At 38.5% G+C, this 17,477-nt stretch carries 18 protein-coding genes and 1 pseudogene; 4 read left to right on the forward strand and 15 right to left on the reverse strand.

What is annotated here, in order from left to right:
* Nucleotides 1-44: 44 nt before the first annotated feature.
* On the reverse strand, nucleotides 45-1,577 hold the full coding sequence (locus tag AC1DFT_RS02610) for a multicopper oxidase family protein (RefSeq protein WP_477917340.1): 1,533 nt from the start codon (nucleotides 1,575-1,577) through the stop codon (nucleotides 45-47).
* Between the two features lie 607 nt (nucleotides 1,578-2,184).
* Entirely contained in the window at nucleotides 2,185-3,357 is a 1,173-nt protein-coding gene (locus tag AC1DFT_RS02615) for an oxalate decarboxylase family bicupin (protein WP_477917342.1), read from the reverse strand.
* Nucleotides 3,358-3,640: 283 nt separating this feature from the next.
* Between AC1DFT_RS02615 and AC1DFT_RS02620 the strand changes: the two are divergent.
* Nucleotides 3,641-3,859: pseudogene (locus AC1DFT_RS02620) on the forward strand (AraC family transcriptional regulator); the annotation flags it as partial.
* A gap of 138 nt (nucleotides 3,860-3,997) precedes the next feature.
* Here the strand turns inward: AC1DFT_RS02620 and AC1DFT_RS02625 are convergent.
* Genes AC1DFT_RS02625 through AC1DFT_RS02635 form a run of 3 tightly spaced genes read right to left on the reverse strand, consistent with a single transcriptional unit; the run spans nucleotide 3,998 to nucleotide 4,933 of the window.
* Nucleotides 3,998-4,420: a group-specific protein gene (locus AC1DFT_RS02625; RefSeq protein ID WP_477917344.1), complete on the reverse strand. Its 423-nt coding sequence runs from the start codon at nucleotides 4,418-4,420 to the stop codon at nucleotides 3,998-4,000.
* A 9-nt stretch (nucleotides 4,421-4,429) separates the two neighbouring features.
* Nucleotides 4,430-4,561, reverse strand: a complete 132-nt coding sequence (locus AC1DFT_RS02630) for a hypothetical protein (RefSeq protein WP_477917346.1) — start codon at nucleotides 4,559-4,561, stop codon at nucleotides 4,430-4,432.
* A gap of 15 nt (nucleotides 4,562-4,576) precedes the next feature.
* Complete coding sequence (locus tag AC1DFT_RS02635) at nucleotides 4,577-4,933, reverse strand: helix-turn-helix domain-containing protein (protein WP_477917347.1); 357 nt, start codon at nucleotides 4,931-4,933, stop codon at nucleotides 4,577-4,579.
* A 683-nt stretch (nucleotides 4,934-5,616) separates the two neighbouring features.
* On the opposite strand from AC1DFT_RS02635, the gene AC1DFT_RS02640 reads away from it, so the two are divergent.
* A complete protein-coding gene (locus AC1DFT_RS02640) occupies nucleotides 5,617-6,240 on the forward strand; it encodes a class I SAM-dependent methyltransferase (protein ID WP_477917349.1) in 624 nt (207 codons plus the stop codon).
* On the opposite strand, the gene AC1DFT_RS02645 is transcribed toward AC1DFT_RS02640, so the two are convergent.
* Entirely contained in the window at nucleotides 6,221-7,123 is a 903-nt protein-coding gene (locus AC1DFT_RS02645; RefSeq protein WP_477917350.1) for a DUF2268 domain-containing putative Zn-dependent protease, read from the reverse strand. The genes AC1DFT_RS02640 and AC1DFT_RS02645 overlap by 20 nt on opposite strands.
* Before the next feature lie 129 nt (nucleotides 7,124-7,252).
* Between AC1DFT_RS02645 and AC1DFT_RS02650 the strand changes: the two genes are divergently transcribed.
* Nucleotides 7,253-7,501 carry a hypothetical protein gene (locus AC1DFT_RS02650; RefSeq protein WP_477917352.1) on the forward strand — a complete coding sequence of 83 codons (249 nt, stop codon included), beginning with the start codon at nucleotides 7,253-7,255 and terminating at the stop codon, nucleotides 7,499-7,501.
* 235 nt (nucleotides 7,502-7,736) lie between these two features.
* Nucleotides 7,737-9,044, forward strand: a complete 1,308-nt coding sequence (locus AC1DFT_RS02655) for an MFS transporter (protein ID WP_477917353.1) — start codon at nucleotides 7,737-7,739, stop codon at nucleotides 9,042-9,044.
* Between the two features lie 59 nt (nucleotides 9,045-9,103).
* Here AC1DFT_RS02655 and AC1DFT_RS02660 read toward each other — a convergent pair whose 3' ends face one another.
* The 9 genes from AC1DFT_RS02660 to AC1DFT_RS02700 form a co-directional block, all read right to left on the reverse strand.
* A complete protein-coding gene (locus tag AC1DFT_RS02660; RefSeq protein ID WP_477917355.1) occupies nucleotides 9,104-10,237 on the reverse strand; it encodes a bifunctional cystathionine gamma-lyase/homocysteine desulfhydrase in 1,134 nt (377 codons plus the stop codon).
* Complete coding sequence (locus AC1DFT_RS02665; protein ID WP_477917357.1) at nucleotides 10,238-11,170, reverse strand: PLP-dependent cysteine synthase family protein; 933 nt, start codon at nucleotides 11,168-11,170, stop codon at nucleotides 10,238-10,240.
* Nucleotides 11,170-11,640, reverse strand: a complete 471-nt coding sequence (locus tag AC1DFT_RS02670) for an S-ribosylhomocysteine lyase (RefSeq protein ID WP_477917358.1) — start codon at nucleotides 11,638-11,640, stop codon at nucleotides 11,170-11,172. The genes AC1DFT_RS02665 and AC1DFT_RS02670 overlap by 1 nt, the downstream gene beginning before the upstream one ends.
* A 14-nt stretch (nucleotides 11,641-11,654) precedes the next feature.
* The gene (locus tag AC1DFT_RS02675; protein WP_477917360.1) at nucleotides 11,655-12,290 is read right to left on the reverse strand and encodes a methyltransferase domain-containing protein; all 636 of its coding nucleotides are present in this window, start codon (nucleotides 12,288-12,290) and stop codon (nucleotides 11,655-11,657) included.
* A gap of 137 nt (nucleotides 12,291-12,427) precedes the next feature.
* Nucleotides 12,428-14,272 (reverse strand): SLC13 family permease, encoded by a 1,845-nt coding sequence (locus tag AC1DFT_RS02680; protein ID WP_477917361.1) that lies wholly within the window; start codon nucleotides 14,270-14,272, stop codon nucleotides 12,428-12,430.
* Between the two features lie 287 nt (nucleotides 14,273-14,559).
* Nucleotides 14,560-15,312: a hypothetical protein gene (locus tag AC1DFT_RS02685; RefSeq protein WP_477917363.1), complete on the reverse strand. Its 753-nt coding sequence runs from the start codon at nucleotides 15,310-15,312 to the stop codon at nucleotides 14,560-14,562.
* The gene (locus AC1DFT_RS02690; protein WP_477917364.1) at nucleotides 15,309-16,070 is read right to left on the reverse strand and encodes an ABC transporter permease; all 762 of its coding nucleotides are present in this window, start codon (nucleotides 16,068-16,070) and stop codon (nucleotides 15,309-15,311) included. The genes AC1DFT_RS02685 and AC1DFT_RS02690 overlap by 4 nt, the downstream gene beginning before the upstream one ends.
* Nucleotides 16,067-16,795 (reverse strand): ABC transporter ATP-binding protein, encoded by a 729-nt coding sequence (locus AC1DFT_RS02695; RefSeq protein WP_477917366.1) that lies wholly within the window; start codon nucleotides 16,793-16,795, stop codon nucleotides 16,067-16,069. The genes AC1DFT_RS02690 and AC1DFT_RS02695 overlap by 4 nt, the downstream gene beginning before the upstream one ends.
* A complete protein-coding gene (locus AC1DFT_RS02700; protein ID WP_477917368.1) occupies nucleotides 16,792-17,325 on the reverse strand; it encodes a GNAT family N-acetyltransferase in 534 nt (177 codons plus the stop codon). Before AC1DFT_RS02700 ends, AC1DFT_RS02695 begins: the two co-directional genes overlap by 4 nt.
* Between the last annotated feature and the right edge of the window lie 152 nt (nucleotides 17,326-17,477).

Below are 17,477 nucleotides of genomic sequence, written 5' to 3' on the forward strand. Positions count from 1 at the left end.
TTCAAAAAATCGACCTACTCTTAAGTGAGTTGGTCGATTTTTATTTATCGGATAACAATAAACGGTCTCATCATCTCATAATCCTCGTGCTCTAATATATGGCAATGCCACACATACAGTCCTGTATAAGGACCAAACTTCATAATTATTCGAGTTACTTGGTTAGGATTAGCACGAACTGTATCCTTTCGCCCTTTTTCTTGTGGCTCTGGAGGAATTGAAGGACCCGTATACTGGATGATTCCTTCATGTATAAACTTTTCGGTATCAATATCTCTTCGGTCTAATATTTGAAAATCAACTAAGTGCAGATGAATCGGATGTGAATCCGGAGAAGCGTTAATAAGATACCATATTTCTGTCGATCCTAATTTAGGATTTTCCTTTATCGGGGCGTCCCACGGTTTATTATCCAATAGCATTAATGGGCGACCGAACTTATCTGTTTTTCTTTTAAAGAATAAATTTCTTCTGTTTGAGGCTACCTGTTCGTTTATTTCTGGCAACGGAACCATCTTAGCAGGAATCACACTTGTATCAATACTCGAAAGAGGTAGCACCACTCTAAACTGCATCACTTCACCAGTATTTTCGTCTACCGGAACCCCGCTTGGAAAAGGTACAGGGGCATCATTTACCATGACTACATTCTTGCCCGCGAGATTGGTAAAATCAATGATTACATCCGCTCGTTCAGCAGGAGATAACATAATTTCTTTGATACCTATTGGAGATTCCATCAATCCCCCATCCGTTCCGATTTGATATATAAGTTGATCCGAATCCAGTTTGATTCTATAGAAACGGGAGTTAGATCCATTTAGTATCCTAAACCGATATTTCCGTGGTTCCACGTTTAAATAGGGCCATACCTTGCCATTTACCAGGATAGTATCCCCAATGAATTCGGGAGTCACTGACGTTTCTAATTCCGGGACTGGTTTTTGCGGTTGTTTCGGATAATAAAGCGAACCGTCTTTATTAAAGGATTTGTCTTGTATAATAAGTGGAATCTCAAAATCACCAAATGGTAAATTCAACGAACGTTCCTGCTGATCTCTTACAAGAAAAAAACCTGCCAATCCTGCATATACATTCAACCTAGTGATTCCAAGTGTATGATCATGATACCAGAGAGTACAAGCTTGCATGTTATTATCATATTGATATACTTTTTTTTGAAAATAAGGCCCTACTTGTTCGAAACCTTTTGTAAACCAAGCCTCTGGATAACCATCGCTTTCCGATTCAACACTAGCGCCGTGAACATGTACAACTGTTCTCACATCAGGCACATCCGTATGGGCACCATGCACAGTATGATCAATAGGTAAAAGATGCTTTGCTGGAAGATTATTGCTCCATTTAATAAATACTTTTTCTCCGCTTTCCACTTCAATGGTCGGTCCTGGATAGCTGCCTTCGTACCCCCAAACCGTTGTATGAGGTAATTCACTATGGAGGGATTGCTTAAATTCGGTCATATTGACTTTGTAATATGTGTAAAACTGATCTTTCCGACGTGGTTTTAAAATAGCGAGAATGGGAAGTTCATCTATGAATTTCGATAGATTCATTTTTGTTGGTTTTGTCTTACTATCTCCACATTGCTTATCAGGGGTACAACTACATTGGTCTCCACATGTACAATTCGGATTTTGGCAATATGGGTTTGGACAGGTGTGAGTCATGTTTGTATGATTTGTCTTGTTGTCGCCGCACTGTTTTTCAGGGGTACAACTGCATTGATCTCCACATGTACAATTCGGATTATGGCAATACGGGTTCGGGCATGCGTTAGTCATATTTGAATGATTTGCCTTGTTGTCCCCGCACTGTTTTTCAGGGGTACAACTACATGTTTCTCCACATGTACAATTCGGATTTTGACAATACGGGTTCGGACAGGCGTTAGTCATATTTGTATGATTTGTTTTGTTGTGGCGGCACTGTTTTTCAGGGGTACAACTACATTGATCTCCACATGTACAATTCGGATTTTGACAATACGGGTTCGGACAGGGTTTGGGGAAGGAATGTGGGTTTTGTGAAAATTCGTCATTAACATTCATTCAGTTTCCTCCATTTATTAATTTAGTATATACGCTACTTAATAAGAAGGTGGCTTTATTTAGTGTTCTAAAACTTGTGAGATATTTCCCGATTCAATCTTTATTTAGGATATTAAGAAAATCCGGGATATTTGACGACCGGCACTTTCACTTTGCTTAGAGCATGCAATAATTCCGATCCAACATGCAAGTTGTTTCTTACCAGATTGCTGGGGGTAAGCGCCATCCATTGGTTTAATGATACATCTACAAATCGATCGCTCTTGAACATTTCTAAAAACCATAAAGTTTCATTACCGGTATTCTGAATATAGTGCCCAGTAGCGAATGGTACATAGCCGACGTCTCCAGCCCTGTAATCAAATGTACGTGCAATACCATTACCAGCAAATACCGTCATACGTCCTTGGCCGGCAAGGTAATACTGCCACTCATCGTTATTCGGATGCCAATGTAGCTCTCTCATAGCTCCTGGTTTAATCTCAACAAGCGCTGCAGCGATTTTTTTAGAAATAGGAAAATTGGAAGAGTCTACAATTCGAACACTTCCGCCAGGAGTCATAATTGGCGTTTGTGCTAGTAGTTGATACTTGAAACTTTGAGGAATCGTTCCGTAAGGGGATTGTACCTTCTCAATTTCAAGCGGACCGGGAACCTTGTCTTGATAGATATAGACCTGCCCTGCAGGAATTTGGTCAAAGGCACTAACTGGTACTCCGAAATTTGCAGACAGCACATCTTTTGGCGTGTGCGCAAACCAGTCAGAGATAGATAAAGTATTAAGATCAGAAAAAGTACCGTCATCGAAAACGAGCAGGAATTCGCAGTGTTCTAACCCCTGAATAGAATGCGGGAGTCCAGGTGGAAAATACCAGAGATCGCCCGGTCCTACATCGGCAATGAAATTTCTCCCCTCTGCGTCGATTGCCGTAATTCGTGCCCGACCTAATATCATATAGGCCCATTCTGCTTGTTGATGCCAATGTAATTCCCGAACACCCCCCTGTGTTAAGCTCATATTTACACCTGCCAAAGTGGTTGCAATCGGTAGTTCCCTAACGGTGATTTCCCGTGACCACCCTCCATGATTTAATGTCATAGAAGTGTCTGAGAACGAAAATTTCATGTTAGGGAGCAAGCCAGCATCCGTTTCAGGAGGTACAAGCATGTCAGGATTTTCAAGATCCCTCATAATATCTCTAGGACCTGTATCATATCCCCCAGCACCGTCATTTCGGATGGGCTGTGGTACATTTTCGTACATACCTAGATTTGGGGTTTCCATTTCATAGGCTCCTTTCATCGGATAGCATTCTTTATTTATTCTTTTATTATGGTATATGATTCAGTATTTGTATAAATGACTTTGTGATAAAAACAAGGTACAGCGTTTGTTGCCACATCGATAGCTGACGAGTCAGTTTACTTGAACATGAATAATAACTGAACCTCTCATAACTTAAGTAACGAGGTTCTAAGGTACTTTCGCTATTTTTTGGGTTGATTACGTATGTATTGGCGTATCTGTTGTTCTGTATGTTCACTTAGGATTGCGACAAAGTAACTAGGATTTCACCTATAAAAAGCACGCTCACAAAGAGTATGCAATCGGGGGAACATTACGGGGAATCCAACATTACAACTTAGATAGTAACTTGCAATTATCCTATCCAAATGGTGTGATGCTTTATATTGAGCCAGAATTGCTTTTAAAGGCTACTGAAAAAATGGATTTAATACGTTTTTCAACGCCAATTGTTTATGAGGATAAAATGAAACAAAATATATAAAGTCTTGTCCATATAGAACAACGGCATTTGAATATATGTCGCATCTAAATTGAGGGATTTGATAGAAAGGGGAAATAAAATTGCAATTAACAACCCCTCGAAAAATCAATTACGCCTCGGCGTAATTGATTAAATTTATTCTAATTCCTCACTCCAGCTAATAACTTCCGCATCTTCTATACTTACTTCTCCTAAACACAAAATATGGGGTATGTATACAAATATGCCAAACTTATTTCCACGTTTATGTTCTTTTTCAAAATAGGTCTGTGTGTCTTCCGGGATATGGGTCAGTTCTGAGAATTTTTTTAAATCAATAAGTTCGACATCTTTGCCATCTATCTCTGCAGCTGTGCCTTTATCATTTTCTTTTTGATACCGGTAAACCGCGATTTTATTGTTTAAAAGATTATTAATTGGAATTTTATAAAATAATAAATTCGTCTTAACATTTACACCGATCGTCTTTAAAGAACGATACACATGATAAGGGTGAATTAGTAAAAAGAAAATAACATCATTCCATAAGCAGTCTAGTCTAGGTACTATACGTTTCAACAGTTTCACTCAATCGGGATGGTCACTATATTTCTTTCTGTATTCCTTATAAAGTTCCACATTTTTTTCTTTTAAACTATTCAAGGATACCAACTTATTATCAACCATTTTGTTTGGAACCATATGGTAAACATACTCCATTTAATGCTACCTCCTTTAATATTCGATATCATTCCAAATTGTTATGTTGTATCTAATCCATTCGTCGATTTGTTCTTGATTAAAATATTTTTCTTCACCGATTTGAATATAAGGAATATAAGTGTACGTATCAAAACTGGAGAGTATTTCTCTACTACTGTCTTGTTTCCGAATAATAGCTGTTAATTTTTCTTTATTTAAATTCAAATAAGATGCAGCTTCCTCCAATGTTAGTAAGCCTTTAGTAGAACTATCTACCATTTGCACGTGTTCGTTTTCTCCATTAGAAACACTATTCCCTAGCTGAAAAGCTAAGAAAAATATAGCTATACTCAATAAAACAATTGATAGGCTCAAAAAATGCTTGCTCAAACTGATTTTCCTCCTTTGCTTATTTAAATGACATTCTTTAATAACTTAATAAAATCCTTTATTTCTCTACAAATATCAAAAGCGCAAACACCTGGCCCTGCCCCAATGTAGCAAACGAGAGGGATGAATGAAATGACGCACATAATAGGGATAATGCGTCTTAAGGTAGCTACTAGCCTCTGCTCTTGCCGCACGCTACGGCAAACAGATGCACCATAGTCATCGTTATCTCAATACAAATAAAGAGCTATTTTGAGAATTGGTTGCTTTCACGGGCAATTTGGTTGCTCTCGGATTAATTTGGTTGCTTTCAGACCAGAATTGATTGCTTTCAATGAACGATTGGTTGCCCTTAGCCATTTACTGGTTAATTAAATTCCGTAAACTGGATAAAATCCCATTTTTGGTAGGTTGATATTGAGCCAGCAAAGGAATAAACCTATTTTTTTCACGTTATCTCCTCCGCTCATATTCATTCCATTATTAGTACGTTCTAGCAAACTATATAGTTCCAAAATTCAGTCTCCTTCTAATACATACAGCTACAAAACGAATGACAAGCATACTATAGGTGTAGTACTAAAAAGGAGGGGAATCCAATTTTTAACGATTACTTAGATTTATTAGCTTATTTTGGTATAGGGGGTGCGCATCCTGGAGGATTTACTTTAACTAAATCTATATTGGAAGTCGAAAATATTCAACCAATGGAGGCGGTATTAGATGTAGGATGTGGAACGGGACAAACTGCAGCTTTTTTAGCGGAAAGTTATCATTGCCAAGTAACTGCGATAGATAAACATCCTATCATGGTTGAAAAAGCGGAGGAAAGACTTAAAAATAGAAATCCCCCTATTCGGTTGATAGAGGGGGACGTAGAAAAATTAATATTTGCCAATGATTCCTTCGACTTAGCTATTGCTGAGTCGGTAATCGTCTTTACTAATATTTCGAAAACATTATGTGAACTTGCACGTGTGTTAAAAAAAACTGGTAGGATGATCATCATAGAAATGACGGCCGAACAAATTCTACCACTTGCATTGCAAAAAAAAATTCATCAATTATACGGTATAGAGGAAGTTTTAAGGGAAGATGAGTGGATATCGAAATTACAGCAAGCTGGCTTCACTAGAATTGAAATAATAAAAACTCCATCCGAACTAGCACCAAGTGAACTTCTTGACATCAATCAATCCAAAAACATCCATTCAAAATTCTACGACCTATTGGATGAGCACCAACAATTTATACTTCAATCCGATCATTTCATCGGCTACCGGGTATTTAAATGCCATTTAACTTAATAGGAAAGTCAGAACCCTCGATTATTTCCTTAGCAGATTTCTTATATAATACATTGTTTACAAAAGGTCCATGTTTCTTTTGAAAACTATCTACAAGTTGAAACCCTATATGATAACCAATCCATTTCGGCAAGCGACCTCCATCTTTACCAAATAAATAAAGTTGATGATTTTTAACTCCTTCAACTTTTAAAGAAGGTATAAAATATTTTTTCCATATGGCGAGAGCTTCTTCCAATGAATAAAGATTTATCCAAGGCGCTAGCCACTCTTCGCCGTATAAGTCCTTAACTGCATATTCTCCCAGCCCTTCAATAATTAACGAATCCATTAATGTAATCTTACTTGGTGCTTGATCCAAATAATCTAATCTGCACGCATGATTATACTCGTGAGCAAAGAGTGCCTTTATCTCTTCCATCTGAAGATCAGGAGATAAAAACAAAAATAATGCGCCTTTATAAGCAATGCCATTTTTTTTAGGTGTTTCCTTTCTTGCTTTTTTAGTTGCATTTTTTATCGGGAAAATGTAGATAGAAACTTTCGGACCATTCCACCGTTTTCTTAATGATTTATATTCTGTTTTCACGATTTGCCACATATTTTGTGCTTCCATTCTTTTCACAGTCTCTTGAATGTTTCGCCACTCCCCAGGTTGAAATAATCCATTCCTTAGAAGTTCATACTGTACTACTTCTGGAGTTAATGTGGGAAATAATTTCATGAGAGGTCCGCCTATTATTTCAGAATGTTTAGTAGAGGCCCCTCTTCCTGATTGTTCTTCGCATTGTTCAACAAATTTATAAAGAAGGTTCTGTGTTTGAATCACTGGCATGCATCTCTTCCTTTTTCTTTTTACTTTTAAAATATGTTTACCTTTCAAATCATTCTGGAAACTTGATATTTTTAGTAATCCATCATTCAGTAGACGATTGTCTTTCGTGCCAATTTAGGAGACGCATATGTTAATAGGACATACATGTATGTAATTTGTCTCGAGAGGAGGACGAATATGAATCGTTCTGAGTTATACAATCAATGTTGTAGGTATCATGGACAAAGAGTGAGAATAACTTGTCGTGATGGCAGAGTTCACACGGGTGAAATTACAAGAGTTAACAGAAATACAGTTTGGATTCGACCAGATGCAGAATTTGGTGGGTATGGATTAGGTTTCTTTGGCGAAGGATTTGGAACTGGCTTTGGCATAGCGCTCGGTGCTATTACAGGAATCGCACTAGCATCTTTATTTTTTTGGTAAAACATATCCTATCCTATTCAAATACATTCCATAATGCTTATCTGTAGGAAATAAGAAAGGGAATGAGGCTATCCTCGATGTCAATTTGTGACTTGGAGGATAGTCTTTTCTAATGTTAAATTCATTTGTAAAAATTTCTCCTAAATCTTCTAAGAGTTCAAAATTCTCAAAGTTAATGTGTATAATAAAATGATAGAGTATATAAAATCAATTACTCAAAAAGGAGAACTACATAATGTCAGATAAGAAAATTGGATCAACTCCGCAAGAGAATCAACCAACTTGGTTACAAAGTTATATTGATTCTCCGGAAAAACAACGACAATTATATAGACGAACATTGATCATCGTTGTCATTTCACAAATATTCGGTGGGGCAGGGCTTGCAGCAGGGGTAACTGTAGGAGCACTTCTTGCACAGGATATGCTTGGTACAGACAGCTTTGCAGGAATTCCGGTTGCATTGATCACTTTGGGTTCTGCTGCGGCTGCACTACTTGTAGGACGATTATCTCAACGTTTCGGCCGACGTTTTGGACTAGCAACAGGATTCTTGACTGGTGGTATCGGTGCGATTGGAGTAGTGATAGCAGCAACTACTAATAATATTCTTCTTCTATTTGCATCTCTGTTAATCTATGGTGCCGGTACTGCTACAAACTTACAGGCGCGATATGCAGGTACAGACCTAGCAATGCCAAAACAGCGGGCAACTGCAATAAGTATTGCAATGGTATCAACTACTTTCGGGGCTGTGGCAGGTCCAAACTTAGTCGAAGTGATGGGAGAGTTCGCCGCATCGATTGGGGTTCCCGCCCTTGCAGGTCCGTTCATTCTATCTGCGGCAGCCTTTATACTTGCCGGTTTAGTTCTACTTATTTTGCTTCGCCCTGATCCTTTTAATGTTGCGAAAGCAATTGCAGAAGTAAAAGCCGCAAACAATAGTAAACATTCAGATGCTGAATCTATTACGTTAGCAAATAACAAACCATTAATTATCGTTGGTGCTACGGTAATGGTCTTAACACAAATTGTCATGGTAGCAATTATGACGATGACCCCTATACATATGGGGCATCATGGACATAGTTTAAAAGAGGTCGGTCTAGTTATCGGCTTTCATATAGGTGGGATGTACCTACCATCTCTTGTAACGGGAATACTCGTCGACAAGGTTGGACGAACGGCAATGGCTATCGCTGCCGGGGCTACCTTACTCCTAGCTGGTATTATTGCTGCTACAGCACCTACCGATTCAATCCCAGTACTAATCATCGCACTCACTCTACTGGGCATTGGTTGGAACTTTGGATTAATAAGTGGTACGACACTTATCGTAGATGCTACTAATCCGTATACTCGAGCAAAAACGCAAGGATCTGTTGATGTATTGATCGCTTTGGTGGGGGCGTCTGGCGGAGCGCTATCTGGTATGGTGTTAGCTCATTCTAGTTATACAACACTATCACTTGCCGGGGGGATCCTTTCACTATTGCTTATCCCAGTAGTTATTTGGTCCCGAAGCAAACAAAGTAATTCTTAAATTTATAATAATGGGTACCAGGTTATCAATGAATTGTGTGATAACCTGGTACCCTAAAATCATTTCAATCCTTGCGTTAAATCTTCTATTAAATCTTCCACATCTTCAATCCCAACTGAGATTCTTACAAGCCCATCTGTAATACCTAATTCTAACCTGCGATCCCTAGGAATCGATGCATGCGTCATTCTAGCTGGTACGGATATTAAGCTTTCCACAGCTCCCAAACTTTCCGCTAATGTAAAGTATCGTAGCTTGGCAAGTAAGGCATCTGCTTTTTCTCCACTTCCTACATCAAAAGAAATCATTCCACCGAAACCAGTCGTTTGTTTTTTCATCAGTTCGTGTCCAGGGTGATCTGTAAGCCCTGGATAATATACTTTTCCAACAGCTTCATGATTAGTCAAAAATTCAGCAATTCGCTGTGCATTGGACTGATGCTCTTCCATACGAAGTCCGAGCGTTTTAATACCGCGCATTAATAACCAAGAATCTTGAGGTCCAAGTACTGCTCCAATCGCATTTTGTACGAAATGTAAATCGGTCGCAAGCGCTTCGGAATTGACAACTACTAACCCCGCTACTACATCGCTATGTCCTCCAATATATTTCGTCGCACTATGAAGGACAATATCTGCTCCGAGCGGAATTGGTTGCTGGAAATAAGGTGACATAAACGTGTTATCTACAATGGTGAGCAGTCCTTTTTCTTTGGCAAGTTTTGCGACAGCTTCTATGTCTGTAATCTTCAATAAAGGATTTGTCGGAGTTTCCAAAAATATCGCTTTCGTATTTTCTAACACAGATGCCTCTACTACGGCTATATCACTCGTGTCCACAAAAGTTGCTTCAATTCCAAAACGATTCAATACTTTCGTCATCACACGATAAGTTCCACCATATACATCATCCGTTAAAATGATGTGGTCACCTTTGTTAAAAAGCATCATCACTGAACTCGTTGCAGCCATCCCGGAAGCAAATGCAAATCCAGCTACACCGCTCTCCAAATCACTTATTAATACTTCCAATGCATGGCGAGTAGGATTTCCGGTACGTGAATATTCATAGCCTTTGAAATTTCCGACTGCTTCTTGTTTATACGTACTCACTTGATAAATCGGTGTTGATACGGCTCCAGTTGCTTCATCGCCAACAATACCTGCATGAATCAGTTTCGTTTTCGCACGCATTTACTCTTCCTCCTTAAACACCTTATACACATCTTGACTTAAATAACGTTCGCTTGAGTCTGGAAAAATAGTGACAATATGGCTTCCTTCTTTTGCAACTTCTGCTTCTTTCAAAGCAGCAAAAAAAGCGGCTCCTGACGAACTACCAACAAGTAATCCTTCTTGCCCTGACAATGCTCGTAATTGTGAAAAAGCATCTTCATCACGTACTGTATGAATTGCATCAAAATAAGATTGGTCCATAAACGGAGGTAAAAACTCCATTCCAATCCCTTCCGTCACGTGCGAACTAGCAACTCCACCATTCAAAATAGATCCAACTGGCTCTACTATGACTGTTTTTATATTAGCATTTCGTTCTTTCAAAAATGTAGATGTTCCCATAAATGTCCCACCTGTACCGGCACCAGCAACAAACACATCAATTTGCCCATCTAAATCTCTCCAAATTTCCGGCCCCAGTGTTTTTTCATAAGTAGCTGGATTCGCTGGATTGGAAAACTGGGAAGGTGAAAAAGCATTTGGGATGATCGCAACTAGTTCACGAGCTTTATCAATCGCTCCTTGCATCCCAAGAGACGTCTCTGTATGGACAATCTCCGCTCCTAAAGCGCGCATTAATGTTTGTTTTTCTACACTAAATTTTTGAGGAACGATAAAGATTACTTTGTACCCTTTCCCAATTGCGGCAAGGGCAATACCTATTCCGGTATTTCCAGCAGTTGGTTCGATAATCGTCCCACCAGGTTTTAGCTTTCCAGTTTCTTCTGCAGCCTTGATCAAAGATAAACCGAGTCGATCCTTCACGCTTCCACCTGGATTTAAATATTCCAACTTTGCAAAAATCCTGCAATTGTTTGGAATCGAAATATGCGTAATTTCAACAATAGGCGTTCTTCCTATTAATTCCTGGACACTACGAAAATAGTTCATTATGCTTCCTCGTGATAGATTTGACGCCATTCATCTTTTTTAGCGAGCATTTCGGTCGCAATTTCTTTTGCACCTTCTAAACTATGACTCGCTGCCCATCCACATTGCACTTCATTGCATGCTGGCACTTCTGTTGCTTGTAGTACATCTTGTAATGTTTTTTCTAGAATTTCTAAAATTTCATCATAGTTTTCATGATTAATAACCGATAAATAAAATCCAGTTTGGCATCCCATTGGACTAAGGTCTACCACTTGATCTGTATGGTTACGAATATTTTCTGCCATTAAATGCTCAAGCGAATGCAAAGCTGGCATTTTCATATGCTCTTTATTTGGCTGCTTAAAACGAATATCGTATTTATAAATTTCATCTCCACGAATTCCTTCTTTTGTACCTGCTAAACGGACAAATGGTGCTGCTACCTTTGTGTGATCTAAGTTAAAACTTTCTACATTCATTTTTTGCATTTTTATCGCTCCTATCATTTTTTAGCATCCATTAACCAAACAAAATCATTCATTTTCGTGAAACGTACTTGAAAGCCTGCCTCATCGAATAATTTTGATAAGATTGGGATCGTCGTATAATATTCTCTTTCTAGATCGTCTGCTACATGATGAAATCCACGTGCTCTTTCTTTTACAATTTGTGCTTGTTTTGCATCCTCTGATATAAAAGCCGTATCGGCAAATACCACTTTTCCGTTTGTCGGTAGAAGCGCTGCATACTTTCGTAATGCTTCCCTTTTTTCCGCATCGGTTAAATGATGGAATACATACGTGCTGACAAATCCATGGATATTATCAGTTCCTGTTTCAAATTGTAACAAGTCACCATCCACTACTTTAATAGAAGGAAAACGCGCAGCAGTCGCATAACGCATCTTTGTATTAGGTTCGATACCGATTACCGAAATACCTGCCTCTATTAACTTTGCTGTTAAATTTCCAGTTCCTGTTCCAAATTCGACTACAGGGCCTGAAACGCTCGATACAACTGCATTTAATATTTTCTCATATCCTTCAAATACATCGCGATACTCCGGATCTTCTCCAGCAACCGAAGACTCGTATGTTTCCGCCCAATCGTCAAAAATATCGACAAACTCCCTGCCCATTTGTTAACCCCTTTTTAAACTACATTATTCCGAGTTAATTACTTTGAATTAGGCGTAACATTAATAGTTATATCATAATTAACCAAATTGTCAAACAAAAAAGAAGTTCTCTACAATTAGAGAACCCCTTCCAAAATTTACAATGGAAAAAATAACGGTATAACAATCATCATGACTACGAACATAATAATTTGCAGGGGAATTCCCGCTTTCATAAAATCGAAAAACTTATAACCGCCCGCTGTCATCACTAAAGCATTTGTCGGTGATGCAACTGGTGTTGCAAATGCCATACTAGATGAAACTGCGATAGCTATTAAAAACGTATACGGATTTGCTCCCATGCTAATCGCCGCACTCATCGCAATAGGTGCAAACAAAACAGCCGTAGCAGTATTACTTATAAATTGTCCAAATACCATCGTTATAAAATAGATGCCCATAAGTACACCCATTGCCCCGAAGCCGCCGAGCAGATTAATAATTCCCTCTGAAAGAATGACCATTCCTCCCGTTTTCTCTAGAGCTGTAGCCATCGGAAGCATCGCAGCTATTAATACAATACTCTCCCAGTTCATCTTTCCATATGCATCATCCATATTTCGCAAGCATCCTGTTACAATCATTAAAACTGCTCCAATTAAAACAGAAATGACAGCGGGAAAAACTTCAGAAATCATGAGAATAATCATGAATAGCATAATTGCCCCTGCAATTGGGGCTTTTCCGCTAGCAGCAGCAATACTTGCATGTTCTTTTGGCTGCCCTACAACGACGACATCTTGCATAGCTTTTGACAGTAATTCTATCTCATCCCATGCTCCTTGCACTAAAAGCGCATCACCAAAACGAAGGCGGACATCTGCCATTTCACTAAGTACATAATCCCCTTTACGATTAACACCTAGTATATTCAAATTATACTTTTCCCGAAAACCTATGCTACCAACCGTTTCGTTTATCAAACTAGAATGTGGAGTTAATAGCACTTCCGCAATCCCTAACTGTTTCGATACAAGTATGTCTGCTTCCGATTCTTTCTCAGCAATTTCTAGTAAAAAATCCTTTGCAAGCTTATTCATACTACTAAATGCACCTTGCACAAATAATATATCCTTGGCATGTATGATACTAGTTGGTCCGGCCATTTCTTGATATGTAATCGGTAAAAGGTTTATGCCCTCTATCGATTTACGATCTATTTTCAGAATAGCTAAATGGTACTTAGCCGGAAGCTTTAACTCAGCCAGTTGCTTTCCGATCATCGGTGAATTTTCCGAAACCTTTAAACGATGTAAATGTCCGCCAAGTTCATAGTCGATTGCCAATTGTTTCGGCGAGAGCTTATGTCCATCTTTTAAGGCGTTTTTATTTTTAGCATTTGGTAAAACAACATTGCGAGCCACAACAAAATAAAGAATACCTACAATAATAGCAATAACTCCAACTGGCGTAATTTCAAAAAAACCAAGCTTTTTATAACCATTATCCACCAGCACTTGGCTAACGATTAGATTTGCTGGCGTTGCAATTAGCGTCAAAAGCCCGGACAAACTACTGATATAGGAAAGCGGTATTAAATACTTTGACGGACTACTATTAATACTGATCGCAATACTAATAACAATCGGAAGCATTAATGCGACCGTTCCTGTGTTACTCATAAATGCTCCAACTATACCGGTAATAACGAGTAATAAGATAAATAATCTATTTTCACTTTTTCCAGACCATTTAAGAAGTAAATTCCCAGCCGTCTGTGCAATTCCCGTCCGCACAATTCCCGCGCCTACAACAAACAGTCCCGCAATCATGATCACGACAGAATTCGAAAAACCAGCAAGCGCTTCTGTTGGTTCTAAAACTCCTGTAATAACAAATGCCAATAAAGCCAAAACAGCAACCAAATCTGCTCGCACCCGATTGCTTATAAATAACACGATACTTATCGCTAAAATACTAAAGGTAATAATAAGCTGCATACCCACATGCGCCCTTTCCATCAAGTAATACTTCTATTATATAAGAAGCGAGGAGCAAGTACTTCATCCTAACTATCTCGTTAATTAAATATTTCACAAAATACCACATACATTTCACTAAAATCTGTTTTTACAACTATATGTACTGAAATTACAACTAAAATTACTTTCCATACAAAAATGCAGCGGGGAACTTAATCCTCGCTGCATTCGCACATAGAGCCTTGATATATTACAAAAAACTAATGTAATGATAGATGGTAATTCTCTTATTGCCTTATCAATGTCTATTTTTCTATATACTTCATTAAAACAGGATCTAAATAATCTTCTTTTAAGGAGTGATTGTTTTCAATGAAGTCTAATACATTCGTTTCCTCTAACAATACAAACAGAAACTCTTCAAATTCTGGACGCTCTCCTTTATCTGTTAAACGCTGATTATGTTCTTGAAATAATCTCCGTAGTTCATACATAGATAAATCAACTTTTAGTTCAAACATAACTGCCCAAAAATCATAAGTTCCTTTACTTTTCAAAAACCTTGGGGCAAACGAGTTCACATATGGGGCTTTGATAAGCACGCCCATTTCCTCTTCTAATTCTTTACCAATACTTTTCTCCAAATTAAATACAGAGCCATCCAAATCAGACTCGTCTAAACCTCCACCAGTAAATTGCAATCTTCCCGGGGTAGAAGTATGTTCATTCATTCGGCCGAAAGCAATATAATTGTCACTCGTAATAACGGTTACACAAGTGAATATGACTTTACAAGGAAATGCACAACCTTCATGACGGATTGTGTATAGAAAGTGTTTATAGTCTGTTTTCGCTACTGTCACTTTAAGTTCTTTCAGCGTATTATCAATTTGAGTGATTGTGAATACTTCCCCATTACGCAAATGTGGATTAATTTTAATCTGGTTGTCCCAAAATTTTTCATGCTGTTCCTTTATACTTTCCGGCAATTCGACTGGCACCGGCTCATACTTAACTAGAACTTTGGTGGGTATTTCTTGGATCAGTATTGGTTTCATTTTATACACTCCAAGTCTTTTAATTGCAAATCCTTCGTAAATAAGTTTTTATAGCAAAGCACACTCAACATCATGCTCGTAATGGCAGACGAACTAGTAAACACGAAAATGATTAATATTTGATAGCGAACAGCTTCCACTGGATCTGCTCCAGCAATAATCATTCCAGTCATCATCCCAGGGAGTTGCACTAGTCCTACTGTTTTCATTGCATCAAGGGTCGGAATCATACTAAACTTTACTGATCGCTTCAGCACATCTTGCACTGCTTGTTGACTCGTTGCACCAAGCGCTAATAATGTCTCAATTTCTCCTTTAGAGCTTTCTGTTTCCCGTTTTAATTGCGTTAAAAACAATCCGCAAGCAACCATCGCATTCCCAATCGTCATCCCGCTAAGAGGAATAATGTATTGTGGAGTTGCTTCAATAATTTGTAAGCCCAGTAAAAGCCCCATCATTAAGATTTCCATTGTTGCAATCGACAGAATGATTCTCCAAACAACACCGGTCATACCTTTTGCCCGCTTTGCTGCATTTAGTGCGGCTACGACAATCATGACGCAAATAATTAATACAATAAAGAGCAGATTCTCTGATTGAAATACAAATTGCAGCACGTATCCAACAGCCAGTAACTGAATCGCCGAGCGCACTGTGCCAATTGCAATATCCTTTTCCAAATCAAGCTTTTGCCAGACAGACAGCAGCATCGTAATAACGACAAATAATAAGGTAAAACTTAATGCTAATAAACTCATAATGTTACCGTACTAGTAAACGAATTGTGATTTTCAAAAAATGTGTCTGTCTCGCAATCAATTGCTAGTGTCCCATTTTCCATAAACCATATTCGATCACTTACCTTTTTCGCTTGTTCCAAATCATGGGTCACCCAAATAAACGTTCTTTTTTCAATCTCACTCCATGTGACCAGTAAATTTTCCACATACGCTTTACTTTGCTGGTCAAGAGATGCCGTCACTTCATCTAGCAATAAAATAGAAGGTCCGAGTAGCAAAGAACGGACTAAGGCAACTCGCTGCTTCTCTCCTCCAGATAAATCAGCCGCTTTTTTCGTCCAATCCAGCGTTTCTAGGCCTACTTCTTTCATTAATTTCCGGGCAAGTTTGTCATCAAATGTTTCATTATGTAATTTGCTAACGGTTTTTAAATTATCTTCAATTGTCCCTGGTAACATAATTGCTTGCTGAGCTACATAAGTTACCTTTGTACGCCAAACCCGAGCCTCCATTTCGCTCTCCTGAATCCCGTTGAAACGAATTTTTCCGCTATCGGCATTATCAAGTAGTGCAAGCATACGTAAAAGCGTACTCTTTCCTTGACCAGATTTACCGAGTAAAGCGATACGCTCCGAACTAGCTATTGTAGCGGTAAAATTGGAAAATAAATAAGCGCCTTTCCTTTGTTTTTCAGTATGCCAATAATTTTTCGTTAAATCTATTATTTCAAATAAAGCTGTCATTCTTGTTCTTCCCACTCTTCTCTTAGTAACCCCATACGAATAGAATCATAATAAACTCCGTTATAATAACGGCATTTTCTTAGGCGTGCTTCCATCGTCATTCCTAACTTTTCTCCAACTTTGATCATACGCTCGTTGCCAGACCAAGTTGTATAGCCTACGCGGACAAGTGGTAATTCTTTGAATAAATGCCTAATCCACTTACGAAGGGCTTTCGTTCCAATTCCTCCACTCCAATACCGTGGATCATATATAACGATACCCATTTCTAGCCAAAGCGATTCTTCATGTTCCCAGTAGTAACAAAGTGATCCTATTATTTCGCCACTTACATAAATACCCCACATATCGTCTTGATTTATCAGTTGATCTTTTTTCTCTAAAAATTGCTCTAATGTTTTCGGCTCGTATGGAAAGTATGGAGCATCCCACTTTTTCCACTCTGGCGATGCTTCTTTTGCACTTAATTCCCAAAGTCGTATAATTTCTGTTTCTACTATCGGTCTTATCGTAATATCTTGCAATCCCATGACCCCCGTCCTACTTGCATATACATAATATTATCACAATTTCGTTCATATGACCGTATCCTCCGTGCACTTCGTTGTGTTAAAGTGTTATATAACAAAAGTATTTTTGGAAAAAGGAGTGACACAACTTTGGGTGGAAATCAGCAACTACA

This window comes from Psychrobacillus sp. 05T411 (assembly GCF_056396485.1).